The organism is Anaeromyxobacter sp. SG66 (assembly GCF_022690805.1).
In the GTDB taxonomy this organism is placed as follows: Bacteria; Myxococcota; Myxococcia; order Myxococcales; family Anaeromyxobacteraceae; genus Anaeromyxobacter; species Anaeromyxobacter soli.
The window spans coordinates 39081-64212 of sequence record NZ_JALCZC010000018.1 but is presented as its reverse complement, the minus strand read 5'-3'; the positions used below and the strand labels follow the sequence as shown (position 1 = coordinate 64212).

Annotated in this window: 30 protein-coding genes; 4 read left to right on the top strand and 26 right to left on the bottom strand. The window is 73.2% G+C overall.

Going from position 1 to position 25132, the window contains the following annotated elements; genetic code table 11:
• The 14 genes from MNZ39_RS08060 to MNZ39_RS07995 form a co-directional block, all read right to left on the bottom strand.
• A partial coding sequence (locus MNZ39_RS08060) for an FAD-dependent oxidoreductase (RefSeq protein WP_242337183.1) occupies window positions 1-1359 on the bottom strand: 1359 nt, incomplete at its 3' end.
• A gap of 6 nt (window positions 1360-1365) precedes the next feature.
• Complete coding sequence (locus MNZ39_RS08055) at window positions 1366-1593, bottom strand: sulfurtransferase TusA family protein (RefSeq protein WP_242337181.1); 228 nt, start codon at window positions 1591-1593, stop codon at window positions 1366-1368.
• Between the two features lie 172 nt (window positions 1594-1765).
• The gene (locus tag MNZ39_RS08050) at window positions 1766-2224 is read right to left on the bottom strand and encodes a PTS sugar transporter subunit IIA (protein WP_242337179.1); all 459 of its coding nucleotides are present in this window, start codon (window positions 2222-2224) and stop codon (window positions 1766-1768) included.
• Window positions 2225-2565: 341 nt separating this feature from the next.
• Entirely contained in the window at window positions 2566-3126 is a 561-nt protein-coding gene (gene hpf, locus MNZ39_RS08045; RefSeq protein WP_242337177.1) for a ribosome hibernation-promoting factor, HPF/YfiA family, read from the bottom strand.
• Between the two features lie 218 nt (window positions 3127-3344).
• Window positions 3345-4850, bottom strand: a complete 1506-nt coding sequence (gene rpoN / locus MNZ39_RS08040; RefSeq protein ID WP_242337175.1) for an RNA polymerase factor sigma-54 — start codon at window positions 4848-4850, stop codon at window positions 3345-3347.
• On the bottom strand, window positions 4847-5602 hold the full coding sequence (lptB, locus tag MNZ39_RS08035) for an LPS export ABC transporter ATP-binding protein (RefSeq protein WP_242337173.1): 756 nt from the start codon (window positions 5600-5602) through the stop codon (window positions 4847-4849). The genes rpoN and lptB overlap by 4 nt, the downstream gene beginning before the upstream one ends.
• A complete protein-coding gene (locus MNZ39_RS08030; protein WP_242337171.1) occupies window positions 5599-6102 on the bottom strand; it encodes an LptA/OstA family protein in 504 nt (167 codons plus the stop codon). Before MNZ39_RS08030 ends, lptB begins: the two co-directional genes overlap by 4 nt.
• A complete protein-coding gene (locus MNZ39_RS08025) occupies window positions 6086-6487 on the bottom strand; it encodes a hypothetical protein (RefSeq protein ID WP_242337169.1) in 402 nt (133 codons plus the stop codon). Before MNZ39_RS08025 ends, MNZ39_RS08030 begins: the two co-directional genes overlap by 17 nt.
• 199 nt (window positions 6488-6686) lie before the next feature.
• Window positions 6687-7661, bottom strand: coding sequence for a lysophospholipid acyltransferase family protein (locus MNZ39_RS08020; protein ID WP_242337167.1), 975 nt, complete (start codon window positions 7659-7661; stop codon window positions 6687-6689).
• A 100-nt stretch (window positions 7662-7761) separates the two neighbouring features.
• Complete coding sequence (locus MNZ39_RS08015) at window positions 7762-8265, bottom strand: HAD family hydrolase (protein WP_242337165.1); 504 nt, start codon at window positions 8263-8265, stop codon at window positions 7762-7764.
• The gene (kdsA, locus tag MNZ39_RS08010) at window positions 8262-9092 is read right to left on the bottom strand and encodes a 3-deoxy-8-phosphooctulonate synthase (protein WP_242337163.1); all 831 of its coding nucleotides are present in this window, start codon (window positions 9090-9092) and stop codon (window positions 8262-8264) included. Before kdsA ends, MNZ39_RS08015 begins: the two co-directional genes overlap by 4 nt.
• Window positions 9089-10762 (bottom strand): CTP synthase, encoded by a 1674-nt coding sequence (locus MNZ39_RS08005; RefSeq protein WP_242337161.1) that lies wholly within the window; start codon window positions 10760-10762, stop codon window positions 9089-9091. The genes kdsA and MNZ39_RS08005 overlap by 4 nt, the downstream gene beginning before the upstream one ends.
• A 20-nt stretch (window positions 10763-10782) precedes the next feature.
• A complete protein-coding gene (kdsB, locus tag MNZ39_RS08000) occupies window positions 10783-11514 on the bottom strand; it encodes a 3-deoxy-manno-octulosonate cytidylyltransferase (protein ID WP_242337159.1) in 732 nt (243 codons plus the stop codon).
• A 249-nt stretch (window positions 11515-11763) separates the two neighbouring features.
• Window positions 11764-12402: a hypothetical protein gene (locus MNZ39_RS07995; RefSeq protein ID WP_242337157.1), complete on the bottom strand. Its 639-nt coding sequence runs from the start codon at window positions 12400-12402 to the stop codon at window positions 11764-11766.
• A 178-nt stretch (window positions 12403-12580) separates the two neighbouring features.
• Between MNZ39_RS07995 and MNZ39_RS07990 the strand changes: the two genes are divergently transcribed.
• Together MNZ39_RS07990 and MNZ39_RS07985 are read left to right on the top strand one after the other, a co-directional pair.
• Window positions 12581-13546 (top strand): RluA family pseudouridine synthase, encoded by a 966-nt coding sequence (locus MNZ39_RS07990; protein WP_242337155.1) that lies wholly within the window; start codon window positions 12581-12583, stop codon window positions 13544-13546.
• Complete coding sequence (locus MNZ39_RS07985) at window positions 13543-13902, top strand: hypothetical protein (RefSeq protein ID WP_242337153.1); 360 nt, start codon at window positions 13543-13545, stop codon at window positions 13900-13902. Before MNZ39_RS07990 ends, MNZ39_RS07985 begins: the two co-directional genes overlap by 4 nt.
• On the opposite strand, the gene MNZ39_RS07980 is transcribed toward MNZ39_RS07985, so the two are convergent.
• From MNZ39_RS07980 to rplU, 6 genes are all read right to left on the bottom strand, one after another.
• Window positions 13899-15092, bottom strand: coding sequence for a PLP-dependent aminotransferase family protein (locus MNZ39_RS07980; RefSeq protein WP_242337150.1), 1194 nt, complete (start codon window positions 15090-15092; stop codon window positions 13899-13901). The two genes, MNZ39_RS07985 and MNZ39_RS07980, sit on opposite strands and share 4 nt — an antisense overlap.
• A 146-nt stretch (window positions 15093-15238) precedes the next feature.
• Window positions 15239-16087: a hypothetical protein gene (locus MNZ39_RS07975; RefSeq protein ID WP_242337147.1), complete on the bottom strand. Its 849-nt coding sequence runs from the start codon at window positions 16085-16087 to the stop codon at window positions 15239-15241.
• A gap of 206 nt (window positions 16088-16293) precedes the next feature.
• Window positions 16294-17007: an RNA methyltransferase gene (locus MNZ39_RS07970; RefSeq protein WP_242337144.1), complete on the bottom strand. Its 714-nt coding sequence runs from the start codon at window positions 17005-17007 to the stop codon at window positions 16294-16296.
• Window positions 17004-18071 (bottom strand): GTPase ObgE, encoded by a 1068-nt coding sequence (gene obgE / locus MNZ39_RS07965; RefSeq protein WP_242337141.1) that lies wholly within the window; start codon window positions 18069-18071, stop codon window positions 17004-17006. The genes MNZ39_RS07970 and obgE overlap by 4 nt, the downstream gene beginning before the upstream one ends.
• Before the next feature lie 105 nt (window positions 18072-18176).
• On the bottom strand, window positions 18177-18434 hold the full coding sequence (gene rpmA / locus MNZ39_RS07960) for a 50S ribosomal protein L27 (protein WP_242337138.1): 258 nt from the start codon (window positions 18432-18434) through the stop codon (window positions 18177-18179).
• Window positions 18435-18481: 47 nt separating this feature from the next.
• A complete protein-coding gene (gene rplU, locus MNZ39_RS07955; protein ID WP_242337135.1) occupies window positions 18482-18787 on the bottom strand; it encodes a 50S ribosomal protein L21 in 306 nt (101 codons plus the stop codon).
• A gap of 210 nt (window positions 18788-18997) precedes the next feature.
• Here rplU and MNZ39_RS07950 point away from each other — a divergent pair, with 210 nt between their 5' ends.
• Together MNZ39_RS07950 and MNZ39_RS07945 are read left to right on the top strand one after the other, a co-directional pair.
• Window positions 18998-19492 carry a hypothetical protein gene (locus tag MNZ39_RS07950; protein WP_242337132.1) on the top strand — a complete coding sequence of 165 codons (495 nt, stop codon included), beginning with the start codon at window positions 18998-19000 and terminating at the stop codon, window positions 19490-19492.
• Between the two features lie 59 nt (window positions 19493-19551).
• Window positions 19552-20433, top strand: coding sequence for an MBL fold metallo-hydrolase (locus MNZ39_RS07945; RefSeq protein ID WP_242337129.1), 882 nt, complete (start codon window positions 19552-19554; stop codon window positions 20431-20433).
• 30 nt (window positions 20434-20463) lie between these two features.
• Here the strand turns inward: MNZ39_RS07945 and MNZ39_RS07940 are convergent, their stop codons facing one another.
• The 6 genes from MNZ39_RS07940 to MNZ39_RS07915 all read right to left on the bottom strand — a co-directional run bounded on the left by MNZ39_RS07940 (window position 20464) and on the right by MNZ39_RS07915 (window position 25132).
• Complete coding sequence (locus tag MNZ39_RS07940) at window positions 20464-20928, bottom strand: YkvA family protein (protein WP_242337126.1); 465 nt, start codon at window positions 20926-20928, stop codon at window positions 20464-20466.
• A gap of 64 nt (window positions 20929-20992) precedes the next feature.
• Window positions 20993-21892 (bottom strand): potassium transporter, encoded by a 900-nt coding sequence (locus MNZ39_RS07935; RefSeq protein ID WP_242337123.1) that lies wholly within the window; start codon window positions 21890-21892, stop codon window positions 20993-20995.
• A 52-nt stretch (window positions 21893-21944) separates the two neighbouring features.
• Window positions 21945-22958, bottom strand: a complete 1014-nt coding sequence (gene mtnA, locus MNZ39_RS07930) for an S-methyl-5-thioribose-1-phosphate isomerase (RefSeq protein WP_242337120.1) — start codon at window positions 22956-22958, stop codon at window positions 21945-21947.
• Window positions 22955-23167 carry a hypothetical protein gene (locus MNZ39_RS07925; RefSeq protein ID WP_242337117.1) on the bottom strand — a complete coding sequence of 71 codons (213 nt, stop codon included), beginning with the start codon at window positions 23165-23167 and terminating at the stop codon, window positions 22955-22957. Before MNZ39_RS07925 ends, mtnA begins: the two co-directional genes overlap by 4 nt.
• 76 nt (window positions 23168-23243) lie before the next feature.
• On the bottom strand, window positions 23244-24695 hold the full coding sequence (gatB, locus tag MNZ39_RS07920) for an Asp-tRNA(Asn)/Glu-tRNA(Gln) amidotransferase subunit GatB (RefSeq protein WP_242337114.1): 1452 nt from the start codon (window positions 24693-24695) through the stop codon (window positions 23244-23246).
• On the bottom strand, window positions 24695-25132 hold the full coding sequence (locus tag MNZ39_RS07915) for a hypothetical protein (protein WP_242337111.1): 438 nt from the start codon (window positions 25130-25132) through the stop codon (window positions 24695-24697). Before MNZ39_RS07915 ends, gatB begins: the two co-directional genes overlap by 1 nt.

The window sequence follows — 25132 nt, the reverse complement described above, 5'->3', positions numbered from 1 at the left end:
CGCCGCGGGGAGGAGCTCGACCCCGCTCGCCGCGATGGCCGCCGCCCGCCGCGCCGCGCCGGGCGCGCGATCGAGCCCGCCCGCGACCGCGATCCGAGCGGCCGGCAGGCGCGCGCGGAGCCGGCTCGCGAGCTTCAGGAGCTCCTCCCCCGGGAGGGACCCGTCCTCGTCCGCGGTCGCGGCGAGCAGCACCGCGCGCGGCGGCCGCCCGCCCGCGCCGCGAACCTCGCCGCCCGTCGGGCCGTCCGGGTGCAGCATCCGCTCGAGCGCGTACGTCGAGACGACGCCGTCCGGCCCCGCCACCTCGCCCGGCCTCATCCCCGTGGCGACCACGATCGCCCCCACCGTGACCTCGCGGGTGCGCGCCGGCTCGTCCAGCCGGACGGCGCCGAACGGGCAGGCCCGGGCGCAGGCGTCGCAGGCCTCGCCGCGGGCGCGCAGGCACGCCGCGCGATCGATGGCGGAGGCGTGCGGGAGCGCGCCCGGGTACGGGACGCCGATCGCCTTCCGCGCCGGTCCGCCGTCCGGGTCGGCGCGCACGGCGGGACAGGCCGCGCTGCAGGAGGCGCATCCCAGGCACACCGCCGGATCGACGCCGCGCGGCGCGATCGCGAGCTCGACCGCGAACCTCCCGTGGGCGCCGCGCACCCGGCGGAGCTCGGCGCCCGTCAGCACCTCGATCCGCTCGGAGTGGAGCACCTCGTCGAGCACCGGCTCCATGAAGCAGCTCGCGCACTCGCCCGCGGGGAAGATCTCGTCGAGCCGGTTGGCGAGCCCGCCGAGCGCGAACGCGCGCTCCACGAGGTAGACCCTGCGCTCGCGCCGGGCGAGCGCGCGCGCGGCCGCGATCCCCGCCGCGCCGCCGCCCACGACGAGGACGTCGGGCGAGGCCGCCACCTCCGCGCGGGGAATCGGCCGGTGCAGGCGGACCCGCGCGAGCCCCGCCGAGAGGAGCCGGCGCGCCCGCTCGGTGGCCTCCGCGGGATCGCCCCCCACCCACTCCACCTGCTCGCGCAGGTTCACGAGCTGCAGGTGCTCGGGCGAACGGCCCGCCCCCTCGAGCACCGCCCGGAACGTCGCCTCGTGCTCCCGTGGGGAGCAGGCGCCGATGACGACGCGCTCGAGCCCGCGCTCCCGGATCCGGGCGGCGAGCCAGGCCTTCCCTTCCTCGGAGCACAGCACGTCGTGGACCGCGACGTCGCCGGCTCCCGGCCACGCCGACGGAGCGCCGAGCGAGCCGAGCTCAACCACCGCCCCGAGGTTCGGGCCGCAGCGGCAGAGATAGACGCCGGTCGCGCGGTGCTGCGTGTCCGGGGTGGGCTCTGTCGGGCCGGGCTGCCGCGCTCCGCTCTGTGTCACGGCCTCTCAGTACTGGATCTGGATGACGACCCTCTGCGCATCGGGACGGACGGAGAGGAGCGTCTTCTTGCGCCGCTCGCAGAAGGTCCGGATGTCCTTCTCGAACGTCGGGCAGTCGCCCACGATTTCCACGACCGTACCGGCAGGCGTCTCGGCGGTCTCTACGGCGAGCTTCAGCACCGGCTGGGGGCAGCGCATCCCGGAGCAGTCGATCCGCATGAAGTTCGAGGCCACTGAAGACGTTCTCCTTGCGAGGACGCGAGGCGCTCGGCCGATGGTGATCGCAAAGCGGCGGCGCTTCGAGCGGGCCTGACGCGGCCCGACATTACCATCAAACGATCGCAGAGCCGGCGATGAGCGGGGGATGCGCCGCGGCGCCGCACCGGGCACCCGCCCGGTCGGCCGCTCAGTACTTGGCGTCCTCCGCCTCGATGAGCCGGAAGATCTCATCGGCGGATCCCGCGCGCAGCAGCGCCTCGCGGAACGTCGCGTTCTTGAAGATCCTGCTGATGCGCGCGAGCGCCTTGAGGTGCGCGCCCGCGGAGTTCTCGGGCGCGAACAGCGCGAAGAACAGGTGGGTGGGTCGCCCGTCGATCGCGCGGAAGTCGATGCCGGTGGTGGAGCGGCCGAAGGCGGCGATGAGGCCGGGGAGCCCGGGGACCTTCCCGTGCGGGATCGCGACGCCCTCGCCGATGCCCGTCGAGCCCAGCTTCTCGCGCTCGAGCAGCGTCTCCAGGAGGCGCTGCCCGTCGACCTTGTAGGCGGACGCGAGCGGGCGGCAGAGCTCCGCGAGCGTCGCCTGACCGGTCTGGCCGGAGAGGTTCGCGATCACCGCGTCAGGCCGCAGGAACTCGACGATCTTCATGAGAGAACCGGGCGTCAGCTAACACAGGTGGCAACGCGTCGGCAAGACGGCAAGCGGAGCCGTCGCACGGCCGCTCGCGAACGGATCGTCGCCGAGCGAGGCGAGCCCGACCGGCGCCCCGCGACGGGCCGCGACCGCCAGCGAAGCGAGCCCCCCGAGCCCGAACCTGCCCGCGGAGGAATGCGTCGCTCGCGGCGTGGTGCGAGCGGAGGCGCAGCCGGATGAGGCTGCGCCGGAGCGAGCGGGGGGTCCGGGGGGACGCGCCTCGTGCGTCCCCCCGGCACGACCACCGGGCCCCGACGGCGGCGGCAGCCGCCGGCGGGGCGGGGGCGCAGCCCCCGTTAGATGCTGTTCCGCGCCTCGATGAGGCCGAAGCCCCCCTCGTCGCGCCGGTAGACGACGTTGACCGCCCGGTCCTCCGAGTTCTGGAAGACGTAGAACTTCGCGTCGAGCAGCTCGAGCTGGAGGATCGCCTCGTCGATCGTCATCGGCTTCGCCTGGAACTGCTTGCTCTTCACGACGCGGTGGCTCGGGCGCTCGGGGTGCTCGAGGATGTCGAGCACGTCGTGGCGGACCTCGACCGGCGCCCACGGCGGCGGCGTGCCGTTCGCCTTGTAGTGGCTCGAGAGCTTCGCCTTGTGCTTCTTCAGCTGCCGCTCGATCTTGTCCGCGGCCTGGTCGATGGACGCGTACATGTCCTGGGAGCGGGCGGTGCCGCGCAGCAGGAACCGGCCGGCCTTCACCGTGAGCTCGGCGTGGTGATCCAGGTTCTCGACGTGAAGCACCGCGTGGGCCTCGCTCGGCCGGTCGATGTAGCGCTGGACGTGCTCGACGCGGCCTTTGACATGGGACTTCAACGCTTCGGTGGGCTCGAGATGCCGGAAGGTGATGTTCACCTGCATTGACCGCCTCCTGTGCGGGATCGCTGAAAATACTTCGGCCGCGGACCGGTGGGACCTCGAGTCCCCCGGAGCCGCGGCCGCCGCCGATGCTGCCCACGCTGGCAACATGCTCACGTGAAATCATAACAGAGGCGCGCCGGAGGGCACTCCCCCCGTCCCCCCGCCCGAGGCTCTTCGGGGGCGTCGCCGGGGCGGAGCCGCGGCCGCGGGCCCGCGCCTCAGAAGTACTTCTTGCGCTTCGAGCTCGGGAGGATCCCGAGCACCTCGCGGTACTTGGCGACCGTCCGGCGCGCGATCTCGATGCCCTGGTCCTTCAGGATCTCGACGATGCGCTGGTCCGAGTGAGGGTGCTTCGGGTCCTCGGCCGCGACGATGCGCTTGATGTGGTTCTTGACGGCCTCGCTCGCGATCTCGTCGCCGCCGGTCCGGTTGATGGCCGAGTTGAAGAAGAACTTGAGCTCGTAGATCCCCTGCGGCGTGTGGACGTACTTGTTCGTCGTGACGCGCGAGACGGTCGACTCGTGCATCCCGATGTCCTCCGCCACGTCGCGCAGGATGAGCGGCCGCAGGTGCGCGATGCCCTTGTCGAGGAACTCGCGCTGGAACTTCACGATCGACTCGGTGACCTTGTAGATCGTCCGCTGCCGCTGGTGGATGGAGCGGATGAGCCAGACCGCGCTGCGCAGCTTCTCCTGGATGTACTCCTTCGCCTCGCCCGCCTGGCCGTTCTTCAGCGCGGCGCGGTACATCCCGCTGATGCGCAGCTTCGAGAGCCCGTCGTCGTTAAGGACGGTGACGTACTTGTCCCCCATCTTGTGCACGTAGACGTCGGGGGTGATGTACTGCGCCTCCTCCCCCGAGTAGGCCCGGCCCGGCTTCGGCTCGAGGCGGCTGATCACCTTCACCGCCTTCACGACCTCGTCGATCGAGATCTTCAGGTCCTTCGCGATGGCCGCGTAGTTCTTCGACTCGAGGTGCTTGAGGTGGCGCTCGATGATCGCCACGATCTCCGGCGTGTCGGCGTTGAGGTGGCGGACCTGGATGAGGAGGCACTCGCGGAGGTCGCGCGCGGCGACCCCGGGCGGATCGAGCGACTGGACCTTCTTGAGGACGCCCTCGGCGAACTCGACCCCCATGCCCGACTCGAACGCCACGCGCACGAGCGGATCGCGGGTCATCGACTCCTCGCTCTCGCCCTCCACCGCCGGCATCTTGAAGTAGCCGTCGTCGTCGAGGTTCCCGATGACGAGCATCGCGACGCGCTCCTCCTCGGGCGTGAGGTTCGAGAGGCGGAGCTGCCAGACGAGGTGGTCGACGAGGTCGGTCTTCTTGGTGAGGGTCGCCTCGTAGCCGGGCAGCTCCTCGTCGGTGAGGCCGCGGTTCGACGGCGCGGTGTGGCCCTGGAGCTGGTAGTGGTCGAGGTACTGATCCCAGTCGATCTCGTTCGCGCCCTCCTCGCCCTTCACCTCCTCGGACTTCTCGGCGTCCTTGTGCTGCGGCTCCGCCTCGAGCTGCGCCTGCTCCGCCGGGCTCGCCCCCTCGGCGCGCGACTCCTCCTCGCCCTCGGCCGGGTCCTCGAGGAGCGGGTTCTCCGTCATCTCGGTGCGGATGAGGTCGACGAGCTCCATGCGCGAGAGCTGGAGGAGCTTGATGGCCTGCTGCAGCTGGGGGGTCATCACCAGCTGCTGCGTCATCTTGAGGTGCTGCTTCAGCTCGAGGCTCATCGCCGCTCCATGGCCGGAGCGTCGTCCAGCCGGAACTTCTCTCCCAGGTAGACCGCCCGCGCCCGCGGGCTCGCCGCGATCTCGGCGGGGGTGCCCGCCTCGAGGATGGTCCCCGAGGACAGGATGTAGGCCCGGCCGCAGATGCCGAGGGCCTCGCGCACGGCGTGATCGGTGATGAGGACGCCGATGCCGCGATCGCGCAGCGAGCCGATGAGGCGCTGCAGCTCGCCGACCGCGATCGGATCGACGCCCGCGAACGGCTCGTCGAAGAGGATGTACTTCGGGTTCGAGAGGAGGCTCCGCGCCACCTCGGCGCGGCGGCGCTCGCCGCCCGAGAGCTGCTCGCCGAGGCTCTCCGCCACCTTCTCGAGCCGGAACTCCGCGAGGAGCGCCTCCGCCCGCCGCTCCCGCTCCGCGTGCCCGACCCCGAGCGCCTCGAGGACGCCGGTGAAGTTCTGGCGGACGGTGAGCCGCCGGAAGATGGACGCCTCCTGCGGCAGGTAGCCGACTCCGAGGCGCGCCCGGCGGTGCATCGGCTCGCGGGTGAGCTCGGTGTCGCCGAGCCGGACGGTGCCGCCGTCGGGCGTCACGAGGCCGACCACCATGTTGAAGGACGTGGTCTTGCCGGCCCCGTTCGGCCCGAGCAGCCCCACCACCTCGCCGGGCGAGACGTGGAACGAGACGCCGTCGACGACGCGGCGGCGGCGGTAGCTCTTCACGAGCCCGTCGGCGCGGAGGACGTCCGCCGTCACGGCGTGGCCCCCTTGCGTCGCGCCTCGAGCTCGCGCCGGCGCGCGTCCACCTCGTCGCCGGGCAGGAGCATCTTCGCGCCCTCCAGCTTGGCCTCGTCGCGCTTCAGGTCGTAGACGAGCCGCGTCCCGCGCGCCTCGCTCGGGCCGTCCCGCAGCACCGGGCTCCCCTCGCACACGAGCCGCGCCGCCGCCGCCTCGTAGGTCGCCTTCTCGCACGTGACGAGCCGCTCGCCGCGCTCGAAGCGGACGTCGCCCGAGCAGATCGCCTGCGAGACCTCGCCCCGGGCGTCGTTCGTCGCGACGAGCCGCGCGCAGGTGAGCTTCGCGTCGCCGCGCGTCAGGACGACCGGCTTCCCGGTGAAGATCACCTCGCGCTTCTGGAAGGCGTAGTGGAGCTCGTCCGCGTCGATCCGGACCTTCCCCTCGCCCGCGGCGGCGGCGGCGCCGCCGCGAGCGCGGCCAGGGCGAGCAGGGCGGCGAGCGTCATCGTGCGGCCCCACGCCCGGCCTCGAGGTGGGCGCCCCCGTCGATCACGATCTGCCCGACGGCGGGGTCGAGCGTGAAGCGCGGCCCGGTCAGCCGGTAGCCGGTCCCCTCGACGACGACGGGCTCGTCGCCGCGGACGAGGCCGCCGCCATCCGAGGGCTCGTAGCGGGCGCTGGCGGTCCGGGCGACGTCCTCGCGCCTGCTCACCACCACCCCGCCGGTCGCGGAGAAGACGCTCTTCGAGAGCACCCCTTCGCCGCGGGGGGCGGTGATCCGGACCGGCGCACCCTCCCCGGGCAGGACGGCCACGAGGTCGTGCGCGGTGACGCGGGTCGAGTCACGCCGCAGCGTGGCGGAGGCCGCCTCGCCCGAGGCGCGCAGCTCTTCCCGCCGGTACATGCGGAATCGTACCCCTTCGAGCTTCAGCTCCGGCGCCACCTGCTCGGCCTCCCGTGGTTGGTTCGAACGGCATCCCGGCGTCGCCAGGAGGGCGGCAGCGAGCGAGACCGCCCGCACTGCCCATGTCGAAAACCGCGGAAACGGTAGCATTCTTTCCAACCCCGATCGACGGGCACACACCTTGCTATGCGGGGTGCGCCTAGGCGCCGGAAAGCTCAGAGCTTTTCGGCATCGTGCTTGCTTGCTGCGGCGAGCCGGCCTCGGCGGGCGGGCGGGTCTTCCAGCGCTCGTGCATCCAGACCCACTCTTCCGGGCTACGTCGGATGGCGGTCTCGAGCGCGAGGGAGCAGGCGGCGGTCAGCCGGACGGCCTCGGCCTCTCGGTCCTGCGCGGACGGGTCGTACGGGATCTCCACCACCTCGAGGAGGTGCCCGTCCCCGGCGCGCGGCCCCCTGCGGCGGATGGTGCCGACCACGACCGGCGCGCCGAAGCGGAGCGCGAGGTCCGCCGCCGCGCGAGGCGTGTAGGCCAGGCGGCCGAAGAAGGGCACGTGGACGCCCTGCACGTCGGTGTCCTGGTCGATGAGGAGCCCGAGGGCCCGCCCCTGGCGGAAGGTGCGGATGATGGCCCGGCCGGTCTCCGGGTTCTCGCGCCAGAGCGTCGTCACGCCGCCGGAGGCGCGGAACTCCTCGGCCAGCGCGTTGAGCCTGGGGTCGTGGCCTGCCTTGGCGATGACCGCGTTCGGCACGCCCGCGCGGGCGATGCGCCGGGCGAGGAGCTCCCAGTTCCCGACGTGGCCGGTGACGAACATCATCCCCTTGCCCCGCGCCATCACCTCGCGGAGCACCTCGCCGTTCGCGAGCTCCACGTAGGTCTCGAGCCGCGCGTCGTAGGAGCGGATCGTCACCACCTCCATCGCGGCGCGGCCGAGGTGCACGAACATGCGGCGCGCGATGGCCTCGCGCTCCGCTTCGGACCTCTCCGGGAACGCGAGCGCGAGGTGCCGGAGGGCGAGCCTTCGCGTCTTGCCGGCGAGGAGGTAGCCGAGCCGGCCGAGGGCGCCGCCGAGCGCGAGCGCCACGGAGAGGGGCAGGAGCGAGAGGAGCCGGATGGCGGCGCGCACGATCGCCGACCGCACGCTCCGCTTGATCCGCTTGCGCAGCGGGACCGTCATGGCGGCGCGAAACTAGCACGTGATCCGGGGGGATCGGCAGGGGCGCGGGCCCTTGACTTCGAGGGTTTCGGCGCGCTCGCGCGCGCCCCCCTCGTGCGGGCTAGACGGCGATGTGCTTCGCTGCGAGGAGCAGGTCGCAGAGCTCCCGGACGGCGCCGCGGCCGCCCGGGGCCGCGGTGACGAGGTGCGCGGCGGCCCTCGCCTCGGGGCGGGCGTCGGCGGGCGCCGCGGCGAGCCCCACCCGGCGGAGGAGCGGCACGTCGTTCACGTCGTCGCCCATGTACGCGACCGCCTCGTCCGGAAGGCCCAGGTGCGCGAGGCGGGCGTAGCCCTCGAGCTTGTCGCGCTCGCCGAAGATGAGGTGCTTGAAGCGGAGCTCCACGAGCCGGACCTCGGTCGCCTTCCCCGGCCGGCCGGAGATGACGCCGAAGTCCACGTGGTCGCGGAGGAGCACGACGCCGTGCCCGTCCCGCACGTCGAACGCCTTCAGCGCCTCGCCCTCGGGGCCGTACCAGATCCGCCCGTCGGTGAGGACGCCGTCCACGTCGAGCAGGACGAGCCGCACGCGCGCGGCGCGCGCGAGGAGGTCGTCCTGCGGGCTCACGGCTGCCCCAGGGCGCGCCGGACCGCGAGCACCTCGGTGAGGAGCCGGTCCGCCATGTCGAAGTCGAGCGAGTTCGGGCCGTCGGACTTCGCCAGCGCGGGGTCCTCGTGGATCTCGATGAAGAGCGCGTCGATGCCGACCGCGGCGGCGGCGCGCGCGAGCGGCGCCACGTACTGCCGCTCGCCGCCGGTGGTGTCCCCGCCGCCGCCCGGGAGCTGCACCGAGTGCGTCGCGTCGAGGCACACCGGCACGCCGAGCTCGCGCATGATCACGAGCCCGCGCATGTCGACGACGAGGTTGCCGTAGCCGAAGGTGGCGCCGCGCTCGACGAGGAGCACGTTCTCCTGGCCGGCCTCGCGGCACTTGGCCACCGCGTGGCGCATCTCCCGCGGCGCGAGGAACTGCCCCTTCTTCACGGAGACGCTCTTGCCGTGGCGCGCGCAGGCGAGGACGAGATCCGTTTGCCGGCAGAGGAACGCCGGCACCTGCAGCACGTCCACCACGCGCCCGGCCGCCTCCGCCTGCCAGGTCTCGTGGACGTCGGTCGTGCAGGGGAGGCCGGTCTCGCGCTTCACCGCCTCGAACGCGGCGAGCCCCCGCTCGAGCCCGACGCCGCGGTAGCTCTTGCCGGAGGAGCGGTTCGCCTTGTCGAAGCTCGCCTTGAACACCGCGGGGAGCCCGTGCTTCTCGGCGAGCGCCTTCACCTTGCGCGCGTGCGCGAGCGCGTGGGCCTCGGACTCCATGACGCACGGCCCCGCGATGAGGAGGAGCCGCCGGCCGTCGCCGACCTCGTGCCCGCCGATGCGGGCGAGAACGCGCTCGCTCATCCCTGGACGTTCTTCCCGACCGGGAGCTTCGTCACCGCCGCGTGGCGGCCGGCCTGCTGGTCGCGGTGCTCGCGCGCCGCGCGCACGAACCCGGCGAAGAGCGGGTGGGGGGCGAACGGCTTCGACTTGAACTCGGGGTGGAACTGGCAGCCTACGAAGTGCGGGTGGTTGTTGAGCTCGATCATCTCGACGAGGTTGAGCTCGGGGTTCGTCCCGGAGAACACCATCCCCTGCGCCTCGTACTGCGCGCGGTAGGCGTTGTTGAACTCGTACCGGTGGCGGTGGCGCTCCTGGACGAGCTCGACGCCGTACAGCTCGCGCGCCTTCGTCCCCTCCTTGAGGGCGCAGGGGTAGCTGCCGAGCCGCATGGTGCCGCCCTTCTCGGCCACGGCCTTCTGCGCCTCCATGAGCGTGACGACCGGGTGCGGCGTCTGCTCGTCGAACTCGAGCGAGTTCGCGCGCTCGAGGCCGAGCACGGTGCGCCCGAACTCGATGACCGCCATCTGCAGGCCGAGGCAGATCCCGAAGAACGGGATCTTGTGCTCGCGCGCGTGGTGCACCGCGAGGATCTTCCCCTCCGTGCCGCGCACGCCGAAGCCGCCGGGGACGAGGATCGCGTCCACCTGGTCGAGCTCGGAGAGATCGCCCTCCTCGAGCTTCGTCGAGTCGATGAAGACCTGCGTCACCCGCACGTCGCCGGCGATGCCGCCGTGCACGAGCGCCTCGTTGAGGCTCTTGTAGCTCTCGTGCAGCTCGACGTACTTGCCGACCACGCCGATGCGCACCTCGCCGTGCTTGGGCGCCTTCACCTTCTGGACGATCTGCTCCCACTTGTCGAGGCGCGGCGCCCGGCTCCAGATGTTGAAGAGCTCGGCGAGCTTGTCGTCGAGCCCCTCCTTGTGGAGCTCGAGCGGCACCTCGTAGATCGACTTCACGTCGAGCGCGGTGAACACCGCCGACGGGTCCACGTTGCAGAAGAGCGCGATCTTGTCCTTCATCTCCCGCGAGATCTCGCGATCCGAGCGGCAGAGCAGGAGGTCCGGCTGGATGCCGATCTCGCGCAGCTCCTTCACGGAGTGCTGGGTGGGCTTCGTCTTGAGCTCGCCGGCGGCGGCGATGAACGGCACGAGCGTGAGGTGCGCGTAGACCGCGTTCTCCTCGCCCACGTCGTACTTCATCTGGCGGATCGCCTCGAGGAACGGCAGCGACTCGATGTCGCCCACGGTGCCGCCGACCTCCACGATGAGGATGTCGACGCCGCCCGCCGCCTCGCGGATGACCGCCTTGATTTCGTCTGTGATGTGGGGGATGACCTGCACGGTCTTCCCCAGGTACTCGCCGCGCCGCTCGCGCTGGATGACGTTCGAGTAGATGCGCCCGGTCGTGTAGTTGTTCTTCCGGGTCATCTTGGCGCTGGTGAAGCGCTCGTAGTGCCCGAGGTCGAGGTCCGTCTCCGCGCCGTCGTCGGTGACGTACACCTCGCCGTGCTGGAACGGGCTCATCGTCCCGGGATCGACGTTGATGTACGGGTCGAGCTTGAGGTGCGTGACCTCGAGCCCCCGGTTCTCGAGGAGCGCGCCGATGGACGCGGCCGCGAGGCCCTTCCCGAGCGAGCTCACGACGCCGCCGGTGACGAACAGGTACTTGGTCTTCTTGCCTCGCTTCACCATCCGTGTCCCCTTCCCCTCACTCATGCGCGACCGGCGGCGAGCAGCGCCCGCGCCCGGTCGAGGTCCTCTGGCGTGTCGATGCCGAAACCCCGGTAGGCGGTGTCGGCCACGCGGATCCTGTGCCCGTGCTCGAGCGCGCGCAGCTGCTCGAGCGACTCCTCCGCCTCGAGCCGCCCGGGCGGCAACGCGGCGAACTGCTGGAGGAACGCGGCGGTGAACGCGTAGATGCCCACGTGCGCGCGCGCGAGCGGGCTCTGTCCGCCCGCGCGGCGGTGCGGGATCGGCGCGCGAGAGAAGTAGAGCGCGTCGCCCCGCAGATCGGTCACCACCTTCACGACCTGCGTCCGCTCGAGCTCCTCCGGCTCGAGCGGGCGGGCGAGCGTCGCCATCTCGACGTCGCCGTCCATCGCCCGGACGAGCGTCTCGATCGCCGCCGGCTCGATGAGCGGCTCGTCGCCCTGCAGGTTCACCACGACGTCCGGCGCCGGCGCGAGCCGCCGCGCCGCCTCCGCCACCCGGTCCGTCCCGGTGCTCGCCGGACCCGTCAGGATCGCCTCCGCGCCCGCGGCGGCCGCGGCACGTGCGATGCGGTCATCGTCCGTCGCGACCGCGACGGCGTCGACGCCACGCGCAGCACGCGCCCGGTCGACCACATGGGCGATCAGGGGCAGGCCTGCCAGTTCGGCGAGGGGCTTTCCGGGGAAGCGCTGGGCTCCGAACCGGGCCGGGATGATGACGGCGATGCGTCTCAAACCGGGACCGCAAAGTACGGGAAGGGACCGATCGCGTCAACCCGCGACTGCCGCACGGCCTATGTGGATCCCACTCCGCGCGAGAGAGCGTGCGCGTGGCGGCTCGCGGGCCCAGGCCCTCGCGTCGGGGCACCCGGGTCGGCGAACGGCGCCCGTCTGCCGCGGGCGCCACGCGCCGGCGCGGTTCGCTCGCTCTGCGCCGGGCCCCCCTCGAGGCCCGGCGCGCGAGACGTCGGCGTACGCGGAGCCCTAGTACCAGTCGAAGCCGGCGTACAGCATCCAGAACTGGGAGCCTTCCGGCGCCGTGTCGCTCGAGCCGTAGAACTGCTTCGAGGCGTCCAGGTTCACGGTCAGGTTGAACTGCTTCCCGAGCCAGAACGCGTAGCCGAGGCCGCCGAGGATGTTCGTGCCGCCGTAGGTGTCCGTGACGTCGTCGAACCCGTCGTCGTACGCGAGGGACAGCGCGGACAGGCCGAGGCCGCCGCGCACGAAGAAGCCCCGCTCCATGGGGAAGAACGTCGCGACCGCGTCGTAGTTCGTGATCTGGGCGGAGGTCGTCAGGCCGCTGCCGCTCGCCTGGGCGCGCGCAGCGGTGATGTCGAGGCCGAGGAGGAGGCGCGGGGTGACGGTCCAGCCGACCTTGAAGTTGAGCGCGAGGCGGGTCGGGTCGCGATCGTAGTTCAGCTCCTTGAACGACAGGCTGTCGCCCTGGCCGGAGACGCTCCCGTCCCCCATGCCGACGCCGAAGCCGATGTACCAGTTGTCGCGCTGCTGGGCGGGCGCGTAGCGCGGCGCGCGCGACCCTGGCGTGTAGGGCGGCTGCGGCCCCGGATCCTGGGCGGCCGCGGCGAGGGGGAAGGCGATGAGCAGGGCGAGCAGCTTCCGCATGGTTGGCTCCTGGAGGGGTGGGCGAACGAACGGACGATGTTACCTGCTCGGGGATTCATCGGTCATCGTCCGCGCCGGCTCGCGCGGGAGGCGCGTGTGCGACACCGTCGCCGCGCCCTGCACCGCGGCGACAGGCCCGGCGGCGACCGCCGCGCGGTCGCGGTGGTATGGTCCGCCCGTGCCCGAGGTCGTCCGCGTCCGCTTCACCGTCGAGCCGAACTACGCGGGCTGGCGGCTCGATCGCTACCTGCAGGAGAAGATCCGGCGCCTCTCCCGCGAGCGCGTGCAGCGGCTCATCGAGCGCCGCCTCGAGACCGAGGACGGTCGCCGGCTGAAGCCCTCGACGCGGGTCACGCCGGGCCTCTCCTTCGCGCTCCTCAAGGACGCCGAGCCCGAGCCGGAGACGCCGCAGGTCTTCGACGTCGTCCACGACGACGGCGCGCTCCTCGTGGTTGACAAGCCCGCCGGGCTGCCCGTGCACCCCACCGCCCGCTACTCGGCGAACACCTTCACCACGCTCGCCCGGGCGCGCTTCCCGGACCGGAAGGTCGACCCCGCCCACCGCCTCGACCGCGAGACCTCGGGGCTGCTCGCCTGCGGCAGCGCGCCGGAGTGGACGTCGCGCATGAAGCGCGACTTCGCGGGCGGGCGCGTCGCGAAGACCTACCTCGCCATCACCGAGGGCGCGCCGCGCGAGGACGCCTTCACGGTGGACGCGCCGCTCGCGCTCACCGGCGCGTCGGCGGTGCGCGTCCGCATGCACGTGACCGCGGGCGGGCTCCCGTCGGCGACCGACTTCGAGGTGCTGTCGAGGCGCGTCCTCGCGGGCGGAACCCCGGTCACGCTGCTCGCCTGCCGGCCCCGCACGGGCCGCCAGCACCAGATCCGCGCCCACCTCGCGCACGCCGGCCTGCCCATGGTGGGCGACAAGATCTACGGGCCCGACGAGAACATCTTCGATCGCTTCACCCGCCACGCCCTCACCGACGAGGACCGCGCGCGCCTGCGGCTGCCGCGCCACGCGCTGCACGCGTGGCGGCTCGAGCTCCCGCACCCGCGCACGCGGGAGCCGGTCCGGCTCGAGGTGCCGCTCCCGGCCGACCTCGCGGCGTTCTGGGACGGCTGCACCGAGGAGGCCGCATGACCCTCTACGATTTCCCCGGGCTCGTCGGCGGCGTGGCCGGCCTGTGGCTCGTCCTCCTCGGGCTCCTGCTCGCCGCGGGCGCCGGGCTGCGCCTGGCGTTGGTCCGGGGCCGTCCCGGCAAGGGCCGCGTGGCGCGCGGGCTCCTCTCCGCGGGCGCGACCTTCGTCTTCTCCGGGATCGCGCTCTTCTGGGCGGCGGAGCGCAGCGTGCTGCGACGGGAGCTCGACCGCGGCGCGCCGTGGCTCGCCGCCTTCATCCTCGCCGTCGCGGTCCTCTCGGCGCTGCGGAGCGCGCGGCGCCGCGCGCGGGCGGAGGAGGCGGAAACGGCGGCAGCCCCCGGAGAGCCGGAGGCCTAGCGTCCCCACCGCCCGAACGCGCGCCCGAGCCGCGCCACGCCCTCCGCGATCCGCGCGGGCGCGCTGTGGGTGAAGTTGAGGCGGAGCGTGGCCTTGCCCTCGCCCTCCGGGTGAAACTCGCCGCCCGGCACGAACGCGAGCCCCTCCGCCAGGGCGTGGGTGAGGAGCTCCGCGGCGTCCCCGCCGCCGGTGAGGCGCGCCCACAGGAACATGCCGCCCCCGGGCCGGTTCCAGGTGAGCCGCTCCCCGAGCGTCGCCGCGAGGCCGCGGTCGAGCGCGTCGCGGCGCGCGCGGTACTCGCGCCGGAGCCCCTCGACGTGGCGCGCGAAGCCCTCCTGGCCGAGCAGGTCGAAGAGCAGGTGCTGGCCGAGCGAGTTGGTCTGGAGATCCGTCGCCTGCTTCGCGAGGACGCAGCGGCGGACGATGGCCGGGGGCCCGAGCAGGAAGCCGACGCGCAGGCCCGGGACCGCGGTCTTGGAGAAGCTGCCGAGGTACACGCTGCGCGCCGGGTCGTGTCCGAGCACCACCGGCGCGGGCGGCGCCTCGTCGAACCAGATGTCGCGGTACGGATCGTCCTCGGCCACGATCACCTCGGAGCTCCGCAGGACCTCGCGCACCTCTCGCCGGCGCGCCTCCGGGTAGCAGACGCCGCTCGGGTTCTGGAACGTGGGGGTGAGGTAGAGGAGCTTCGGGCGGCGCCGGAGCGCGTCCGCGAGCGCGTCGGGCCTGAGCCCCTCGGCGTCGCAGGGCAGGAACGTGACGCGCGCCCCGAAGAAGCGGAACACCTGGAGCGCGCCGAGGTAGGCAGGAGTCTCGACGAGGACCTCGTCGCCCGGGTCGAGGAACAGCTTGGCGAGGAGATCGAGCCCCTGCTGCGAGCCCTGCGTGACGAGGACCCCGTCGTCACCGAACGCGCCCACCGGGAACGGCACGCGCCCGAGGATGCGCGCGCGCAGGCCCTCGTGGCCCTCGGTCTCGGCGTACTGGAGCGCCGCCGGGCCGCGCGGCGACGAGAGCAGCTCCCGCGCGAGCGAGGCGAGGGCCTCGGTCGGGAAGAGCTCGGGCGCGGGCAGTCCCCCGGCGAAGGAGATGACGTCGGGGCGGGCGACGACGCGCAGGATCTCCCGGATGGCGGAGCTCTTCAGCGACGCGACGCGGGTGGAGAAGGGGTACTCGGGGGCGGCCGGCATTCCCCCAGTCTAGGGGAAAGCGCGGGCGGAGGCCGCTCGACTCGCGAACGGCCCGTTTCCGACGATTTTTCGCCAGCGGCGCCGCGCGCGGCGCGACATGAGACCCAGCGCCGAAGCGACGGCCCAGCCCTCCTTGGCGAACGCCTTCACTCCTCGCCCCCGCGCTCCCAGAAGTTGCCGCGGAAGATCATCCCGGCGTCGCCGATCACGAGCTCGCCCTCCACGTCCCCGTCCTCGAACGTCAGCGTCAGCATGTCGTCCTCGGCCCACCATGTCCCTTCGACCGCGATCGGCGCGGAGAGCCCGGTCGCACGGGCGACCGTATTCGCGGTCGTGAACGGCCGATCGCCGTTGGGCTCGTCGTACGTAGTGGAGGACGTGAAGACCTGGGTCGTCTCGACGAACGTGAAGTCCTCGCGGAAGCAGCGCTTCTTGAAGGAGCGCGCGCCGTTGTTCAGCGTTCCGACGCCCAGTTCCTGATCGAAGCACCCGATGAGCCGGCGGTCGGGCGCGCGCACGAGGTCGTCCGCCTCCGCGGCGGCGCGCACCAGCTCCGGCCGGATCTCGACGGAATGCGTGACCTGTTCGACGAGGCGCTCCGCCGCGCTGGCTGAGCGTGCGGCCGCGGTGACCAACACGACCGCCCGCCCGGAGCCGACGAGCGCCAAGGCCAGGGCCGCCGTGCCGTCCTCGCTCGCACGCACGATCTTGCAGCCGTGCAACCCGGTGCGCGAGGTGAACTCCTCGAGCCCGAGTGCTGCCGTTTCCTCGGATCCGCACTCGAACGAGCTCTGCGCGACCGAGGTGGAGACGGTCACGGCCGAACGGCCGTCTCGCGCCGTTGCCCCGTAGATGGGACGCCCATCGTTGCCGGCTTGGACGAGATACTCGAAACCGGCGGGTAGCGCGGCGCGGAACCCCTCGGGCGCAGAGACCCGCCCCTCGCGCGAGATCGGCGACACGGCAGAGGCGGCAGCGGTGACGAGCAGCAGCACGTGAGCGATGGTCATGCGCCACGAGCGATGCGGCGTTCATGCCAGGCGGCGCTCCGCCTCTTCCACCCCGGAGGTTCGGCACGGCTGAGCGCGGAGACCGCGACTCGCCCTTCACCGGCCGCGCGACGGACCACCGATACGGACACGGCGGGCTCCTACCCGCGCCAGCATTCGTACGCGCGGGCGAGGCGCGCGCGGCCACCGTTTCAGCGCCGGTGCGCCGCGCGCCGCGCCTCGGCGCGCTCGGCCTTGGCGATCTTCGCGCGCTGCTTCACGGCGAGCACGTAGAAGCGCTCGCGCAGCGCCGCCGCCTCGAGCTCGGAGAGGTCGCCGTGACGGCCGCGCTCGGCCTCGCGCCGCTCGACCGCCTTTGCGAGCGAGACCGCCGCCGCGACCGAGACGTTGAGCGACTGCACGAACCCGCGCATCGGGATGGCGTACGAGGCGTCGGCGAGGGCCAGCGCCTCGGCCGAGACGCCGCGGTGCTCGTTGCCGAAGACGAGCGCAACCTTGCCGGCGAAGGGCAGCGCGTCGAGCGAGCGCGACCCCTCGCCGAGGTGCGTGGCGTAGATCGCGAAGCCCTCCGCCTTGAGGTGCGCGAGGCACTCTCCCGTGGAGCTCCAGCGCCGCACGTCCAGCCACTTGTCCGCGTTCTGGCTGATCTTCTTGTTGCGGTCGAAGGGCTTCATCGGCCCCTCGATCGCGTGCAGCTCCTGGATCCCGAACGCCTCGCAGGTGCGGAGGACGGCGTTCACGTTCTGCGGATCGCAGAACGCCTCCATCACCACGGTGAGGGTCCGGGTGCGGTTCGCGACGACCGCGTCGATGCGCGCGCGGCGCTCCGGGACGAGGAAGTCCGGCCCGCCCGGCTCCGGCGCCTCCGCGGCGCGCTCGGCGCCGCCCTCGCCCCGCCGGCTCACTTCTCGGCCCTCGGCTTCCCGAGCCGGCGCCCTCGGCCGCCGCGCCGCGGCCGCGCCTCCTCGAAGAGGGCGCGCCCCACCGCGTCGAGCAGCTCCGGCATCCCCTCGCCGGTGACCGCCGACACGAGGTGGACGTCGACGGGCTGCTTGCGGCGCGCGAACGCCTTCTTGAGCTTCTCCCCGGCGGCGCGCGACTCGGGGACGTCGATCTTCGTCACCGCCAGGATCTGCGGCTTCTCCGCGAGGGCCGGCGAGTAGAGCGCGAGCTCGCGGTTGATGGCCTCGTAGTCCGCCTTCGGCGAGCGACCCTCCTCGGGGTTCGCGCCCTCGACGAGGTGCACGAGCACGCGGCAGCGCTCCACGTGACGGAGGAACTGGTGGCCGAGCCCAGCGCCCTCGTGCGCCCCCTCGATGAGGCCGGGGATGTCGGCCACGACGAAGCTCTTCTCGCCTCGCCAGGAGACGACGCCGAGGTTCGGCACGAGCGTCGTGAAGGGGTAGTCCGCGATCTTGGGCCGGGCCCGGGAGATGCGGCTGATGAGCGTCGACTTGCCGGCGTTCGGGTAGCCGACGATGCCCACGTCCGCGAGGAGCTTCAGCTCGAGGACGAGCTCCCGCTCCTCGCCGGGCGTGCCGTCCTCGGCGTAGCGCGGCGCCTGGTTCGTCGAGGTGGCGAAGTTCATGTTGCCGAGGCCGCCGCGACCACCCTTGGCGACGACGAGCCGCTCGCCCTCGCCGCCGAGGTCCGCGACGAGCTCGCCGGTGCCGGCGTCCTTCACGACCGTGCCCGGCGGCACGCGCAGGACGAGCGGGTCGCCGTCCCTGCCGTTCATGTCCGAGCCCTGGCCGTGCTCGCCGCTCCTCGCGCGGTGCTCCCGGACGTAGCGGTAGTCGAGCAGCGTCGAGAGCTGCGGGTCGACGACCAGCACCACGTCCCCGCCGTTCCCGCCGTCGCCGCCGGCCGGTCCGCCGCGCGGGATGAACTTCTCCCGCCGCCACGCCACGGCGCCGTTGCCGCCGTCGCCGGCCTTCACGTGGATGCGGACCTCGTCGACGAACTTCATTCGGAGCCTTTTACAAACGCGAACGCCGCGGACCTGGGTGGCCCGCGGCGCCGTGATGAGTGGAGGCCGCCTCGTCCGCCGGGGGCGGACCGGAGCGGCGGAGCGCTACGCCCCCGGAACGATGGAGACGAAGCGCCGATCGCCCCGGGCGCGGCTGTACTTCACGGTGCCGTCCACGAGCGCGAAGAGCGTGAAGTCCTTGCCCATCCCGACGTTCGCGCCGGGGTGGACGAGGGTGCCGACCTGGCGGACGAGGATGTTCCCCGCCACGACCTTCTCGGACCCGTAGACCTTGATGCCGCGGTGCTGGCCGGGAGAGTCACGGCCGTTGCGCGAGGAGCCCTGTCCCTTTTTGTGAGCCATTTTCTACTCCACCTGAACCCGGAACCGGGTCGTCGGGGGCGCGAGCGTTACGCGCGCACCGTCGTGATGAGGACCTCGGTGTACGGCTGCCGGTGGCCCCGCTTCTTCGTCCAGCCTTCCTTCTTCTTGCGGAAGTGGACGACCTTCTTGTGCTTGTCCTGGGCGACGATCTCGCCCTCGACCGCGGCGCCCGCGACGACCGGCGCGCCGATCTTGGCCTCGCCCTCTCCGCCGACGAGCAGCACCTCGAAGCTGATCTTGCCGCCGACGTCGCCAGCGAGCTTCTCGACCTTGAGCCGATCGCCCTGCGCGACGCGGTACTGCTTCCCGCCGGTCCGAATCACCGCGTACATCGCCTTCTCCTCGAAATCTGGGAGGATTTCACCAGCGCGCGGCCGCGAAACGGCGCGCCTCCGGGCCTCCGGAAGGGCGGTCATATACGATCAGGCCGCCGGGGCTGTCAAGGAATCCCGGGGCTTGGACCGGACCGCCCCGGGGTGGGCTCGCCTGCCTCCCCGCCTCACATTGCGCGGGGCGCCCGATCACCCGATCCTGCCGCCCTTATGCGAAAGCTCACGCTCGCGCTCGCCGGAGCGCTCCTTTTGCCGTCGATCGCCGAGGCCCAGCTCCGCGCCTCGGCTGGAATCAGCTTCGATCTGCCGGTCGTCCTGCCCCAGCTCGTCGTCGTCAGCCCGGGCGTGCAGGTCGTGCCCGAGTGCGATCACGAGGTGTTCTACACGAACGGCTACTACTGGGTCCGCGAGGACGACGTCTGGTACCGCTCCCGCTCGCACCGGGGCGGCTGGGTCATGGCGCCCGCCCGCGCGGTGCCGGTGGCCCTCGTGAAGGTCCCGCCCGGTCACTACAAGCACTGGAAGCCGGAGAAGGGCTGGAAGGGGGAGAAGCACGGCCCCGCCTACTACGGCGGCCGCCCGCAGCCCGCGCCCGCGTACTTCCGCGACGGCGGCAGGGACTACGATCGCCGCGAGTACCGCGATCACGACGACGACCACGGCCACGGCGGCCACGGTAACGGCAAGCACAAGGGCAAGCACTAGGGCGGAGCGCTCGCGCGAAGCCCGCTGAACCGAGGGCCACGCCCGCTTATCAGAGCGGCGTGGCCCTTCGCACGCGCGCCGTCCCGGAGAACGCGCCCGGCGATCTCTTCGTCGACGATCGCTGCATCTCCTGCGACACCTGCCGCCGCCTCGCGCCCGCGACGTTCGGCGGCGGCGAGGACGACCGCGCCTTCGTCGCCTCGCAGCCGTCTGACGGCGAGGCGCGGCGGCGGGCCCTCCTCGCGCTCGTCTCCTGCCCCGTCGCCGCGATCGGCTCCACCTCCGGCGCGGGAGTGCGCGAGGCCTCGCGCGCGCTCCCCGTCCCGCTCGCGGAGGACGCCCCCGACGTCCTCGACTGCGGTTACGCGGCGGAGTCCTCCTTCGGCGCGGCGTCGTGGCTCGTGCTGCGCCGCGGCGGGAACGTGCTCGTGGACTCGCCGCGCTTCACGGCCCCGCTCCTCGCACGCCTCCGCGCGCTGGGCGGGGCGCGCTTCCTGTTCCTCAGTCACCGCGACGACGTCGCCGATCACGCCCGCTGGGCGGAGGCGCTCGGCTGCGCCCGCGTGCTCCACGCGCGCGACGTGACCGCCGGGACCCGCGGCGTGGAGGTCCGGCTCGAGGGCGACGCGCCCACCGCCCTCACGAACGACCTCCTCGCCATCCCCGTCCCCGGCCACACCGCCGGCTCGACGGCGCTCCTCGTCGGCGAGCGGTACCTCTTCACCGGCGACCACCTGTGGGGCGATGCCGAGGGGAGGCTCGGCGCGTCGCGGTCGGTGTGCTGGTGGGACTGGGACTCGCAGACCCGCTCGATGGAGCGGCTCGCGGCGCACCGGTTCGAGTGGGTCATCCCCGGCCACGGGCGACCCTGGCGCGCGCAGAGCATCGACGCGGCGCAAGCCGCGGTCCGCGACCTCGCCGCGGAGATGCGGGAGCGGTAGGAGGCGCCGCCGCCCGGGATCGTTCGCCGTCTACAGCCCGAAGTGCGCCGGGGACAGGCCCTTCCAAGCGCAGTACTCGCGCAGCTCGCGCTTCACGAGCCCCCAGGTCAGCGCGACGAGCACCGCGTCGTCCGCGAGGCCCACCGGGAAGAGGAAGTCCGGCACGAGGTCGACGGGCGAGAGCACGTAGGCCACCGCGGCGGCGAGCGCGGCGACGGACTTCCACGGCACCTTCCGGTACGTCCCGTTCGCGTAATCGCGCAGCACCATCCAGAGGAGCCTGAGCTTCGCGCGGAACGCGCCCGGCGCGCGGCGCGCGTACCACGGCGGCCGGCGCAGGAAGCGCCGGGCGGCCGAGGCGCGCCCGGGGAGGCTCTCGGGCGTGATGTCCTTCGCCTCGCGCGCGAGCTCGCTCGCGGCGGCCTCGCGGCAGGAGAGGCAGTCCGCGTTGGAGCCGAGCGGGCGCGCGCAGGCGGGGCAGGTCCGGGTGGCCATCGTCTCCCCAATCTAGCGCGGGGCCGTCGCGGCCGCCTGCGCCCCAGGCGCGGTGGGCGCCAGCTCAGCGCGCGGCGCGCCGCGGGGTCCGCTCGCCGGGAGGCTCGATCGCCACCACCTCGTGGAAGCGGCGGTAGTCGACGGCCTGATCTCCGCCGGGGAGCACCTTCACGATGTCGCGGAAGCGCACGTCCCAGCGGAGCTCCTCGGGCAGGTACGTGCGGCGCGCGTGGATCACGCGGGTCAGCCCCTCGTCGTAGCCGGAGAGCGTCACGACGAGCTCCGCGTCCTCGCCGGCGAGCGACGCCTCCGTCTCGCCGAAGAGCGGGCTCTCGCGGGTGACCGGGTGGACCGCCGTCCAGGCGTGGGAGAAGAGCGCCGAGCCGTCGCGCGCGAGGGGGAGATCGTGGGCGCGGCGCACCACCTCGCCGTCCTCGCCGCGCTCGTTGCGCACGAGCATGACCGAGACCTTGGCGTCGAGGATGTGGCTCGTCCGCTCGTTCGCCATGCGGAACAGGAGCGCCCGGCCGCCGGCGTGCGGGCCGACGACCGCGACCCGGCTGAAGATGACGCGCGCGGGGATGCGCGAGTACTTGGCGAGGAGGATGCCGGCGCCGATGACGGCGAGCAGCCAGCGCACGAAGGTCTCGACCGCGGAGACCGCGCCGCCGGCGAGCCAGCGGCCGGAGAGGGGCGGCGCCGGCGCGGGCGGCGCGTCGGCGGCGGCGAGCAGCGCGGGGATCACCGACGCGCCCGGCGGCCACTCCGCCGCGAGGGCGAGGTGCGCGAGCCCGAACAGCGCCTGCGTGCCGAAGAAGACGAGCGCGTAGATCGTGACGAGGCGGGTCCAGCTCCCGGTCACGAGCCGGTGGTAGAGGTCCGCGAGCGGGCGCCGCCGGAGCCCGATGATCTTCACGCTGCGGCGAGCGTGCCCGAACACCCGGGTCGAGCCGATGTCGGCCATGCGGCGCGGATGTTAGACGGAGGGTGTCGGGCGCGGGAAGGCGCCGGTTTGCCTACCTCGCGGCGAGCGCCGCGAGGCCGGGCCCGAACGGACGGCGCACCACCCCGCGCTCCGTGATGAGGGCGGTGACGAGCGGCTCAGGCGTGACGTCGAAGGCGGGGTAGCGGGCCGGCACGCCGGCGGGCGCGATGCGCTGGCCGGCGAGCATCAGCACCTCGTCGGCGCCGCGCTCCTCGATGGGGATGGCCGCGCCGTCCGCGGTCTGCAGGTCGACCGTGCTCCACGGCGCCGCCACGTAGAACGGCAGGTGGTGGTACGCGGCGAGCACGGCGAGGGCGTAGGTGCCGATCTTGTTCGCCACGTCGCCGTTCGCGGCGATGCGGTCGGCGCCCACGACCACGCAGGCGATCTCTCCGCGCGCCATGAGCCAGCCGGCCATGCCGTCGGTGAGGAGCGTCACCGGGATCCCGTCGCGCTTCAGCTCCCACGCGGTGAGCCGGGCGCCCTGCAGGAACGGGCGCGTCTCGTCCGCGAACACCGTGACGGCGTTCCCCGCCTCCACGGCCGCGCGGACGACGCCGAGGGCGGTGCCGTAGCCGGCGGTGGCGAGCGCGCCGGCGTTGCAGTGGGTGAGGACGCTCGCGCGCGGCGGGAGGAGCGGCGCGCCGAGCGCGCCGATGCGCCGGCAGGCGGCCTCGTCCTCGTCCCGGATCGCGTGCGCCTCCTTGAGGAGCGCCACCGCCCCGAGGCCCATCCGGCGCGACATGCGCCGCACCGCCCAGGCGAGGTTCACGGCGGTGGGGCGCGCGTGGACCAGCCGCTCGGCGGCCTCGCGCAGGCGCGGCGGCTCGGCCCCGCGGCGCGACTCCAGGGCGAGCGCGTACGCCGCGGCGACGCCGATGGCGGGGGCGCCGCGCACCGTCAGGTCCTTGATGGCCTGCACGACCTCGTCCGCGGAGGCGAGCTCGAGCCAGACCTCGTCGGCCGGCAGGCGCCGCTGGTCGAGCACGCGGACCACGTCCCGCGCCTCGTCGTAGAGCACCGGCCTGAGCGGCTCCGCGTTCATCGCCTCTCCCTTCCGAGCCCCGCGAAGAGCCGCAGGGCGAAGTAAACGGCCGCGAGCGCGGCCACCGCGGCCGCCGGCAGGCGCCGCTCGCTCGCGAGCACCCCCGCGACGACGACGCAGCTCACGAGCGCGATCCCCAGGAACACCTTCGTCGGACCCGCCGCGCCCGCACCGGCCGGCCCGGCGCCCCATCCCGCCCACCTCGCCATGGCTCGCTCCGATCCGCCGCCGCGCCACGAGACCGCCCGCGCCGGCGCCGTCACGCGCGGACCCCGCGCGGGGACTCTACTCGCCCAGCTTCCTCTTGAGGAGGGCGTTCACGACGGCCGGGTTGCCCTTGCCCCGCATCTCCTTCATGACCTGCCCGACGAAGAAGCCGAGGAGCTTCGTGTTGCCGCCGCGGTAGCGCTCCACCTCCGCCGCGCTCGCGGCGATCACGCGATCCACCGCCGCCTCGATGGCGCCCTCGTCCGACACCTGCGCGAGCCCCTTCACGCGCACGACCTCGGCGGGCGCGGCGCCGGTGCGGAAGACCTCCTCCACCACCTGCTTCGCGCCCGGGCCGCCGATGGTCTGCGCGTCCTGGAGCCGCAGGATCTCGGCGAGCTGCGCCGGCGTGATCCGCCAGGCGGCGGGCTCCTGCCCGAGCTCGTTCGCGAGCCGCGCGAGATCGCCGTTCAGCCAGTTCGCGGCCCGCTTGGCCGCCTCCGGCGAGCTGCCGTACGCGGCGAGCGTCGCGTCGAAGAACTCGGCCACCGCCTTGTCGGCGACGAGCAGCTCCGCGTCGTAGGCGGAGAGCCCGAGCGCTCGCTGGTAGCGCGCCGAGCGCGCCCGCGGGAGCTCGGGCAGCGCGCGCCGCACCCGCTCGACGAGCGCCTCGTCGACCAGGACCGGCGGGAGATCCGGCTCGGGGAAGTAGCGGTAGTCGTGCGCCTCCTCCTTGGAGCGCATCGAGCGCGTCTCGCCGCGATCGGGATCGAACAGCCGCGTCTCCTGCTGGACCTTGCCGCCCGCCTCGATGAGCTCGACCTGGCGGCGCACCTCGAAGTCGATGGCCTGCCGGAGGAAGCGGAACGAGTTCATGTTCTTGAGCTCGCAGCGGGTGCCGAGCTCGGTCGCGCCCTTCCGCATGACCGACACGTTCGCGTCGCAGCGGAACGAGCCCTCCTGCAGGTTGCCGTCGTTCACCCCGAGCGTCATGAGGATCGCGCGCAGGGTCTTGAGGTACGCGATGGCCTCGTCGATCGAGCGCAGGTCCGGCTCCGAGACGATCTCGAGGAGCGGCACCCCGGCGCGGTTGAGGTCGACGCCGGAGCCGGCCGCCGTGACGTCGTGCACGTTCTTGCCGGCGTCCTCCTCCATGTGGATCCGCGTGAGCCGGATGGACCGCGTCGCCCCGTCGACCGCGATCTCCACCCCGCCCCCCACGCAGATGGGCAGCTCGTACTGCGAGATCTGGTAGCCCTTCGGCAGGTCCGGGTAGAAGTAGTTCTTCCGCGCGAACACGCTCTTCGCGCGGATCTCGCAGCCGAGCGCGAGCCCGGCGCGGACCGCCAGCTCCAGCACCTGGGCGTTCAGCGCGGGCAGCGCGCCGGGCAGCCCGAGGCACACCGGGCAGACCTGCGTGTTGGGCGCCGCGCCGAACGCGGTCGAGCAGGCGCAGAAGATCTTGCTGCGGGTGAGGAGCTGGGCGTGGACCTCGAGCCCGAGGACCACCTGGAAGTCCGAGACCGGCATCAGCGCGCCTCCCGGCGTGGCCCGAGCGCGGCGCCGCCGGGGCCGGCCGGCGCGAGCCGGTCCCACCGCCGATCGCTCGGATAGAGGAAGGCGAGCGCCGCCAGGTCGAGGAGGAGCACCACGACGAGGCGGGGATCGCGCGTGACGAGATAGGCGACGAGCGGACAGAGCGCCGCCGCCTCGCACAGCGCCCACGCGACGAGGAAGCGCGTGAGCGTGACCGCGTCGCGGCCGCCGCGGCGCGCCGCCTCGAGGCGCGGCGGGACGACGCGCGAGAGCGCCACGTTGAAGGCCGACGCGACGACGGCGAGCCAGAGGAGCAGCGCGGCGTGCCCGCCGGGCGAGGCGCCGCGCGCGCGGGTCACCGCCACGCCCAGGAAGGCGACGGGCAGGACGAGGAGCGCCGCCCACAGGAGCGTGGCGATCCGGCGGGTCAT